Origin of the sequence: Jatrophihabitans sp., from assembly GCF_051960575.1 — a bacterium.
Lineage (GTDB): Bacteria > Actinomycetota > Actinomycetes > Mycobacteriales > Jatrophihabitantaceae > JBQCEE01.
This window is the reverse complement of sequence record NZ_JBQCEE010000214.1, coordinates 1-8901: the sequence shown is the minus strand read 5'-3', so window position 1 is coordinate 8901 and position 8901 is coordinate 1. Positions and strand designations below refer to the sequence as shown.

The following is an 8901-nucleotide window of genomic DNA, read 5'->3' as shown; positions in this document are numbered from 1 at the left end:
ATGGCCAGCAGGCCGACCGCCCGGGGGCCGGGGGGGAAGTTGCCCGCGGCCGCGCGGCGCGGCGGGGCCGCGTGGGCGGGCCTCACGGGCGCGCTCCCTGGGCGCCGGCGCCGTCACCCGGGGGGCGGGGGGGGGGCCCCCGCGCCGGGCGCCGGGCGGGCGGGGCTGCGGGCCGCCGGCGCGGCGGGGGCGGACGAGGTCCGCCCGCGCCGGGCCGCTCGGCGTGGCGATCTCGAGTTCGGTCACGCCCGCGATCCTGCCGGACGCGCCGGGTACGCGGGAGCCGTGCGTCAGGCCCGCGGCAGCAGCCCCGCCTGGGCGAGCATGAAGCGGGCGCGGTCGACGTGGCCCGGCGTCGCGATCAGGTCGTAGTGCTGGGCGGCGAGGCTGCGCACGGCACTGAAGTCGCGCTGGCCACGTGTGGCGGCGTGGGCCAAGAAGCCGAACAGCGCGCCCCAGGCGGCGCCGATCAGCAGGCCGACGGCGAGCAGGCCGAGGAATGCGTTGCCGGTGGTGAAGATGCCGAGCAGCATGCCCATGAGCAGGCCGAACCAGGCTCCGCTCGCGGCGCCGGACAGGGCCGCCTTGCCCTTGGTGAGTCGTCCGGTCACCTTCTCGACCAGCCGCAGGTCGCTGCCGAGCACGCTCAGCTCGGCGACCGGGAAGCCGTCGTCCGACAGCCGGTCGACCGCGGCCTGGGCGCTGGCGTAGTCGTCGTAGCGCGCCACGGTGTTCCAGGCGGTGCTGATCTCGTTGATCGGTCCGGCGAAGGTCGCGGCGAAGCGAGGGTCCGCGTTCATCGTCATGGTGGTCACTTCCTTCCGCGAGGGGCGGGCCGTCCGGCCCGCTGTCATCACGGTGCCCGCCGCGGCGGGGAGTTCGCTGTGTGCATCCCATGCGGAAGCCATGAGCACGCGCCCTGCGGGACGGGGATACTGGACGCATGTGCGGGCGGTACGTCAACGCAGCGGCGACGAGCGACCTGGTCGACGAGTTCGACGTCGAGGAGACGCTCGGCGTCGACCTGCCGCCGTCGTACAACATCGCGCCGACCGACCCCGTGCGCGTCGTGATGCAGCGGCCGCCGCACGACGACGAGGCCGGCGGGCGGCAGCTGCGCACGGTGCGGTGGGGTCTCGTCCCGAGCTGGTCGAAGGACCCGTCCGGCGGCGCCCGCATGATCAACGCGCGCATCGAGACGGTGACGAGCAAGCCGGCGTTCAAGCGGGCGGCGGCGGCCCGGCGCTGCCTCGTCCCGGCACTGGGCTACTACGAGTGGCAGAAGACCGACGAGGGCAAGGTGCCGCACTTCCTGCACGACCCCGACGGCGCGATGCTCTCGTTCGCCGGGCTGTACGAGCTGTGGCGCGACCCGGCGAAGGCCGACGACGACCCCGACCGCTGGCGCTGGACGTGCACGATCATCACCCAGCAGGCCGACGACCTGCTCGGTCGGATCCACGACCGCAACCCGGTCGTCGTCCCGCCCGGCCTGCGCGCCGCCTGGCTCGACTGTTCGAGCGGCGACGTCGCCGTGGCCGACCGGCTGCTCGCCGAGATCCCGCCCGCGCGGCTCGAGCCGTACGTCGTCTCTTCCGCGGTCGGGAACGTGCGCAACGACTCCCCCGACCTGATCGCCCCGGTGGACGGGACGACGGCGGCCGAACCCGAGCAGCCCAGCCTGCTGGACTGAACGACGTGGGCGATCTCGAGCGCTTCGTGCGGGCGCAGGACGAGCACGGCACGTACGACCGGGCGCTCGCCGAACTGCGCCGCGGCCGCAAGACCAGCCACTGGATGTGGTTCGTCTTCCCGCAGCTCGCGGGCCTCGGCCGCTCGGCGACCGCGCAGTACTACGCGATCGACGGTGCCGGCGAGGCGCGCGACTATCTGGCGCACCCCGTGCTGGGCGCGCGGCTGCGCGAGAGCTGCACCGCCCTGCTCGAGCAGCGCGACGATGACGCGGTGCGGGTGCTCGGCAGCGTCGACGCGATGAAGCTGCGCTCGTCCATGACGCTGTTCGCCGCGGTCGCGCCGCCGGACGCCGTGTTCGCCCAGGTGCTGCAGCGCTTCTTCGGCGGCGAGCGCGACGCTGCGACCGAGGCGCTGCTGCGTGCGGCAGACTGAGCGCGTGGGTTGGGCAGCGCCGCGTCGCACGGCACCGGTCGAGGCCGACGTGCGCCTGCCCGGCTCGAAGTCGATCACCAACCGGCTGCTGGTGCTCGCCGCGGCGGCCGACGGCCCGTCGCGCATCGCGCACCCGCTTCGGGCACGCGACACCGAGCTCATGGCGGCCGCGCTGCGCACGCTCGGTGCGCGGGTCGACGACGACGGGCCGCACTGGATCGTGATGCCCGGGCCGGTGCGCGGCGGCGCCGTCGACACCGGCCTCGCCGGCACCGTCATGCGGTTCGTGCCGCCGCTGGCCGCGCTCGCCGACGGCGACGTCGCGTTCGACGGCGACGAGTACGCTCGCGAACGGCCGATGTCGACGCTGCTCGACGGCCTGCGCCAGGCGGGCGTCGAGATCGACGACGGCGGACGCGGCAGGCTGCCGTTCACCGTGCACGGGCACGGAGCGGTGCCCGGCGGCACGGTGCGCATCGACGCGTCCGCGTCGTCGCAGTTCGTCTCGGGCCTGCTGCTCGCGGGCGCCCGGTACGACAAGGGCGTCGAGGTCGTGCACACCGGCGCAGGCGGGGTGCCGTCGCTGCCGCACGTCGCGATGACCGTCGAGGTGCTGCGCGCCGCGGGCGTGACGGTGGACGACACCGTCGCCGGCACGTGGCGGGTCGAGCCCGGTGTCGTGCGGGCCCGCGACGCCGAGGTCGAGCCCGACCTCTCGAACGCGGCACCGTTCCTGGCCGCAGCGCTGGTCGCCGGCGGCGTGGTGCGGGTGCCGGGGTGGCCGGCGCGCACGACGCAGGCGGGCGACGCGCTGCGCGACCTCCTCGCGGCGATGGGCGCCGAGGTACAGCTGGACGCCGATGGGCTGACGGTGCGCGGCACCGGCGCCATCATCGGCCTCGACGCCGACCTGCACGACGTCGGCGAGTTGACGCCGGTGATCGCCGCGTTGTGCGCGCTGGCCTCGTCCCCCTCGACCCTGCGCGGCATCGCGCACCTGCGCGGCCACGAGACCGACCGGATCGCCGCCCTCGCCACCGAGCTCAACGCTTGTGGAGGCTCGGTGAGCGAGACGGCCGACGGGCTGCACATCGAGCCGCGGCCGCTGCACGCCGCCGAGTGGCACGCCTACGCCGACCACCGCATGGCCACCGCCGGCGCGGTGCTCGGGCTCGCCGTCGACGGCATCGTCGTCGACGACATCGCCTGCACCGGCAAGACGCTGCCGGACTTCCCGGGCCTCTGGTCGGGTCTGCTCGCCTGATGGTCCGACGTAGCTGATGGCGCGGAGCTGATGGCTCGGAACAGCCGTGACCTGGACGAGGACGACGTCCGGCTGCGGGCGAACCCCCGCGGCACGCGTCCACGGTCGAAGCAACGGCCGGCGCACGAGGACGCCAGCGAGGGGCTGGTCACCACCGTCGACCGCGGCCGGTACACGGTGCTGGTCGACGGCGTGGAGGTGAACGCCATGCGCGCCCGCGAGCTCGGCCGCCGCGGCATCGCCGTCGGCGACCGCGTGCAGGTCGTCGGCGACCGCACCGGTGCCGTCGACGCGCTGGCCCGCATCGTGCGGATCGCCGAGCGCGAGACCGTGCTGCGGCGCACGGCCGACGACGCCGACCCGCTCGAGCGGGTGATCGTCGCCAACGCCGACCAGCTGGTGATCGTCTGCGCGCTGGCCGACCCCGAGCCGTCGTACGGGCTCATCGACCGCTGTCTCGTCGCCGCGCTGACCGAGGGCATCGAGCCGGTGCTGTGCTTGACCAAGGCCGACCTCGCACCGGCCGACGACGTCATCGCGCACTACTCGGCGCTCGACGTGCCCGCGGTCGTCACGCAGCGCGGCGGCTCGATCGAGGCGCTGCGGTCGCTGCTGCCGGGCCACGAGTCGGTGTTCGTCGGGCACTCGGGCGTCGGCAAGTCGACGTTGATCAACCAGCTGGTGCCCTCGGCCGAGCGCGCGACCGGCTCGGTGAGCGCCGTCGGCAAGGGGCGGCACACGTCGTCGTCCGCGATCGCGCTGCCGCTGCCGGACGGTGACGGCTGGGTCGTCGACACCCCGGGCGTGCGGTCGTTCGGGCTCGCCCACGTCACCGCCGACGACCTGCTGTGGGCCTTCCCCGACCTCGAGGACGGCGCCACCCAGTGCCCGCCCGGCTGCGAGCACCAGAGCGCCGAGGCCGGGTGCCGGCTCGACGACTGGGTCGCCGAGGGCCATGCCACGCCCGACCGGCTCGCGGCCTTCCGCCGCCTGCTCGCATCGCACACGACAGGGGACGCGCGGTGACCATCACGTTGAGCGACATCCGGCGCTACCCGGTGAAGTCGTGCCGCGGCGAGTCGCTGCCCGAGGCGGTCGTCGAGCCGTGGGGTCTGGCCGGCGACCGCCGCTGGATGGTCGTCGACGACGCCGGCGACACGCTCACCGCCCGCGAGCACCCGCGGCTCGTGCTGGTGACCCCGCGCTGGACGCCCGACGGCGGGCTCGATCTCACCGGCCCGGACGGCGGCACGGTGCACGTGCCCCCGCCCGACGCCGAGCCGCAGGACGTGCTGGTGCACGACTCACCGGTGCGCGCCCGGCCGGCCGACGACGCCGGGCTGTTCGCGTCCCTGCTCGGGGTGTCGTGCGGACTCGTCATCCTCGATGACCCGACGCACCGCGGGATCAACCCGCGCTTCGGCCGCCCCGACGACCGCGTCTCGCTGGCCGACGCGTACCCGGTGCTGCTCGCGTCCACCTCGTCGCTGGCTGCGTTGAACGAGTGGACCCCCGAGCCGATGTCGATGACGCGGTTCCGCCCGAACCTCGTCGTCGACGGTGCCGAGCCGTGGGCCGAGGACGGCTGGCGGGTCGTGCGCATCGGCGAGGCGGTGTTCCGGTCGGTGAAGGGCTGCGACCGGTGCGTGCTCACCACGGTCGACCCCGAGACGGCCCGTAAGGGCAAGGAGCCGATCCGCACGCTCGCGCAGCACCGCCGCTTCGACGGGCGCACCTTCTTCGCCATGAACCTCATCCCGGACACCCCCGGCGTCACGATCGCCGTGGGCGACGAGGTCGAGGTGCTCGAGCAGGCCGACGCGGGCGGCGGCCCGCCCCGCTGACGCGCCTGCAGCGCTGATAGAAAGGGATCGTCCGTCGCGACCACCGTCGCGGCACACGGCAGCTCGCGGCGCCGTCCGGCCACATCGTGCGGGGCGGCGCCCGCGTGGTCGGCCGGTCAGAGCCAGCCGTGCCGGGCGGCGGCCATCCCGAGCTGGAAGCGTCCGTCGACACCCGCGCGATCCATCAGCCGCTCGACGTGCCGGGTGAGCGTGCGGCGGCTGACACCGATCCGCTCGGCGATCACCTCGTCGGTGAGCCCCATGGCGAGCAGTTCGAGCACCTGCCGTTCGACCGGACGCAGCCCCGACGGCCCGTCGTCGCCGACGTGCATCGGCAGGGCGGCCCGCCATCCCATCTCGAACAGCCCGGTGAGCGCCGACAGCAGCGCCGACGGCTGCACGATCACCAGCGTGTTGTTGACCTCGGCCTGCTGGATCGGCCACGACACGAGCCCGAGCCGCTGGTCGACGATGCTGAGCTTGACCGGCACCGACGGCAGCACGCGGGCCTGCTCACCCGCCGCGACCGAGGGCCGCACGTTCTCCTCGTAGTAGCCGGGCACCTCGATGGCCGCGCGGGCGTAGACGACGCGGTAGGTCACGCCGCGGGCGAGGTTGGCGTACTCGATCTCGTTCGGCAGCGCGGTGGTCGAGTAGGGCGGCGAGTCGAAGCGCAGGATCTCGCGCGCGGCGTTCGCCTCGACCTGCTCGATGCGCGCGGGGATGTCCACGCCGGTGACAATCTCGATGAGGCCTTCGGACGGCTGCCAGACGGTGCGGCGGAACGTGTCGTACGCGCGGCCGGCCGCCACCTGCGCCTCGCGCAGTTCGGCCTCGCGCTCGCGGGTCAGCAGGTCGAGGCCGGTGAGCGGTGCGATCGGCACGACGGCGCCGTGCTCGCCGACCGGCCCGACGAGCCCGACCGTCACCAGACGGCCGACGGCCACGGTGATCAGGTCGGTCGGGCCGGTCGGGCCGGTCGGGATCAGTGCGGCGGCGATGTCGTCGGAGTGTGCCGGGCCGTGCTGCAACAGGTACCGGTAGACGCGGGCCTCGACCGCGGTGAGCCCCAGCCGCTGCAGCTGCGGGTCGAGGTCGTCCTCGGTCGCCATGGGGGCCATCCTGACGCACCGCCGCCGGTGGCCCCGGCGCCCCTGGCGCCACGGACGACTGCTGACGCGGACCCCACACGCGACCGAAAGCGGCGTAAGGTCCATGTCAGGTGACGCGGGTGGCCGACTTCCGTAGCCGGTACGGGGGTGGCGCACCGGCGCGCCCGATGGGGTCTGCAATGGGGATGGAACGGCCGAACCCACGGCCGCGCCCGGGGGCACACCGCCGCAGGTCGGCGGCGCGCAGCGAGCCGGTGCAGTGGCGTCCGCTGCCGTACCCGCACCCGCCCGCCGACGCCGCCCCGACGACGGCGCCGCCGACCCACCGGCGCGGCGGTGCCGGCGCGCTCGTGGCCGCTGGCGTCGTGCTCGCGGTCGTCGCCGTCGTGCTCGTGGTCGTGCTGACGCGAGGAGGCGACACGCGCCGGCCCTCGGCTGCTCACAGTTCGGGCGTGGCGCCGGCGGCGAGCACCTCGTCGCCGTCCACGACGTCGTCGGCGCCGACGAGCGCCGACGCCACGCTGCTGCAGTGGGCGGCCGCCAACCTGCCGGCGTCGACACGCGTCTTCACCGACAGCGCCGCCGCCTCGCAGTTGCGGCGCTCGGGCCTCTCCGGCGCGGTCGCCGGCGTCGGCGAGTGCGCGCCGAACGACTACCTGGTCGTCACCGCGGCGCTGCGTGCCGCCGCCGCGACCGACCACGCCGTGCAGCGCTGCATCGACACCTCCCTGCCCGTGGCGGTGGTGCGCGGCGACGGCACCGACGTCGAGGTGCGCGAGGTGTCGGCCGACCTCGCCGCGGCCAAGCAGCAGCGTGCCCGCGCGGCCGCCGACCGCCGTCGCGGCGGCCGGGCACTCGCGGCGAACTCGCGCCTCACCATGTCCGCGGCGGTACGACAGCAGGTCGAGCAGGGACAGCTCGACCTGCGCGCCGAGACCACGCTCGTCGCACTGTCGACCCAGTACCGCATCACCCTGCAGCGGCTGGTCGCCGTGCCGGCCGAGACGGCTGCCGGGATGCCCGCCCGCACGGTCGAGGTCGCCGGCCTGCCCGCGGACATCAGCTTCGCGGCCCAGGCGACCGCCTTCCGTCCCGCCGCGGTGACGCCGCTCGCCGGCGGCGTCGTCCGCCTCACCTGGGCGTTCAGCACGGCGCCCGTCCCTGTCCTCGACTGACTCCTCAACACTCGTGGAGGTACTCGTGCAATCGATCGGTGTCCGCCGTGCTGCCGCGGCGCTCGCGGCCGTGCTCCTCGCCGCCATGACAGCTGTCATGGCCTCCGCCGCACCGGCCGGCGCCAGCGCCGGCTACGCCGAGATCCGCGGCGGCCACTTCTCGCCCGACACCCCGGGCGTCGACGTCTACCTCACCGCGTTCGACGGCAAGAAGACCTCGCTGTGGCTGTCGAACGTCGGCTACGGCGACGTCAGCGGGTACGAGCGCATCCAGCCCGGCCTCTACGCCGTGTCGATGCGGCCGCACGGCGCCGCGGCGTCGACGCCCGCCGCGCTGTCGTGGACGCTCGACGCCCGGCCCGGTGCCGCCTACACGGCGTGCGCCGTGGGCATGAACGCGCAGCTGCATGGCATCGTGCTGCACGACGACCTCAGCCCGGCGAGCGCGGGCAAGGCCCGCCTGCGCGTGATCCAGGCCGCGAGCCGCGCCGCGAAGGCCGACATCAGCGCGGTGAACGGGCCGACGATCGCGACCGACGTGCCGTTCGCGACCAGCACGAAGTACTCGACCGTGGCCGCCGGTGACTACACCGTCACCGCCCGAGCCGTGGACGACAGCAAGGTCAGCACCCGCGCCTCGGTGCAGCTCGCCGCCGACACCGTGCACACCGTGGTGGTGCTCGACGGCAAGGACGGCGGCATCGCGATGCGCGTGCTCACCGATGCCGCCGGTGCCGGCACGGTGCCGATCGGCGCGGTGCCCGCCGGAGGTGGCGGCACGGCGGTCGGCACCGCCTCCGGTGGCGTGCTCGCGGGCGTGCTGGCGTCGTTCGTCGTGCTCGTCGGGGCCGGCGGCGCGATGCGCAGGCGGCGCCCCGCCCGATGACGCTGCGCGGCACGGTCGCCGCGCTGCTCGGCGTGGCCGGGTTGGTGGCCGGGTGCGACGCGTCCGCCCCGGCCGCCCCGGTCGCCGGCAGCGGTTCGTCGCGAGCGTCGGCGGCGCCGTCGGTCTCGTCGGCGACTCGGACTCCGGCCGTCCGGCCGGGGTCGTTGCTGAGCCAGGACCCGAGGCTGCTGCCCCCGCAGCCGATCGTCGGCGTCGACCCGTCGGCGTCGGGCTCGTCGGTCGCGGGCGTCGGCGTGCCCGTGCGGTTGCGCATCCCGTCGATCGGCGTCGATGCGACGGTGATGCGGCTCGGCAGGGACGCCTCCGGCGCGATGCAGACACCGCCCGAGTGGCAGGTGCCCGGCTGGTACGCCGACGGGCCGCGCCCGGGACAGGTCGGGCCGGCGGTGATCGTCGGCCATGTCGACTCGGTCGGCGGGCCCGCCGTCTTCTTCCGGCTGCCGGAGCTGCGCATCGGCGACCGGGTCTACGT

General features: G+C 75.0%; 10 protein-coding genes. 8 read left to right on the top strand and 2 right to left on the bottom strand.

Annotation, left to right across the window (positions count from 1 at the left end):
* Nucleotides 1-290 precede the first annotated feature (290 nt).
* Nucleotides 291-806: a general stress protein gene (locus ACTHMS_RS12005; RefSeq protein ID WP_440306899.1), complete on the bottom strand. Its 516-nt coding sequence runs from the start codon at nt 804-806 to the stop codon at nt 291-293.
* Nucleotides 807-943: 137 nt separating this feature from the next.
* On the opposite strand from ACTHMS_RS12005, the gene ACTHMS_RS12000 reads away from it, so the two are divergent.
* From ACTHMS_RS12000 to ACTHMS_RS11980, 5 genes are read left to right on the top strand one after another with little or no spacing between them, the layout of a single operon-like run.
* Complete coding sequence (locus ACTHMS_RS12000; protein WP_440306898.1) at nt 944-1693, top strand: SOS response-associated peptidase; 750 nt, start codon at nt 944-946, stop codon at nt 1691-1693.
* Nucleotides 1690-2127, top strand: a complete 438-nt coding sequence (locus tag ACTHMS_RS11995) for a DUF1810 domain-containing protein (RefSeq protein ID WP_440306900.1) — start codon at nt 1690-1692, stop codon at nt 2125-2127. The genes ACTHMS_RS12000 and ACTHMS_RS11995 overlap by 4 nt, the downstream gene beginning before the upstream one ends.
* A 4-nt stretch (nt 2128-2131) precedes the next feature.
* Nucleotides 2132-3391 carry a 3-phosphoshikimate 1-carboxyvinyltransferase gene (gene aroA / locus ACTHMS_RS11990; RefSeq protein ID WP_440306897.1) on the top strand — a complete coding sequence of 420 codons (1260 nt, stop codon included), beginning with the start codon at nt 2132-2134 and terminating at the stop codon, nt 3389-3391.
* 30 nt (nt 3392-3421) lie between these two features.
* Nucleotides 3422-4417, top strand: coding sequence for a ribosome small subunit-dependent GTPase A (gene rsgA, locus ACTHMS_RS11985; protein WP_440306896.1), 996 nt, complete (start codon nt 3422-3424; stop codon nt 4415-4417).
* Nucleotides 4414-5235: an MOSC domain-containing protein gene (locus tag ACTHMS_RS11980; RefSeq protein WP_440306895.1), complete on the top strand. Its 822-nt coding sequence runs from the start codon at nt 4414-4416 to the stop codon at nt 5233-5235. Before rsgA ends, ACTHMS_RS11980 begins: the two co-directional genes overlap by 4 nt.
* 116 nt (nt 5236-5351) lie before the next feature.
* On the opposite strand, the gene ACTHMS_RS11975 is transcribed toward ACTHMS_RS11980, so the two are convergent.
* A complete protein-coding gene (locus ACTHMS_RS11975) occupies nt 5352-6347 on the bottom strand; it encodes a helix-turn-helix transcriptional regulator (protein ID WP_440306894.1) in 996 nt (331 codons plus the stop codon).
* 254 nt (nt 6348-6601) lie between these two features.
* On the opposite strand from ACTHMS_RS11975, the gene ACTHMS_RS11970 reads away from it, so the two are divergent.
* From ACTHMS_RS11970 to ACTHMS_RS11960, 3 genes are all read left to right on the top strand, one after another.
* On the top strand, nt 6602-7522 hold the full coding sequence (locus tag ACTHMS_RS11970) for a hypothetical protein (protein WP_440306893.1): 921 nt from the start codon (nt 6602-6604) through the stop codon (nt 7520-7522).
* Between the two features lie 25 nt (nt 7523-7547).
* Complete coding sequence (locus ACTHMS_RS11965) at nt 7548-8408, top strand: DUF4397 domain-containing protein (protein ID WP_440306892.1); 861 nt, start codon at nt 7548-7550, stop codon at nt 8406-8408.
* Nucleotides 8405-8901 (top strand): sortase domain-containing protein (locus tag ACTHMS_RS11960; protein WP_440306891.1); only part of this gene is annotated, 497 nt, incomplete at its 3' end. The genes ACTHMS_RS11965 and ACTHMS_RS11960, both read left to right, overlap by 4 nt.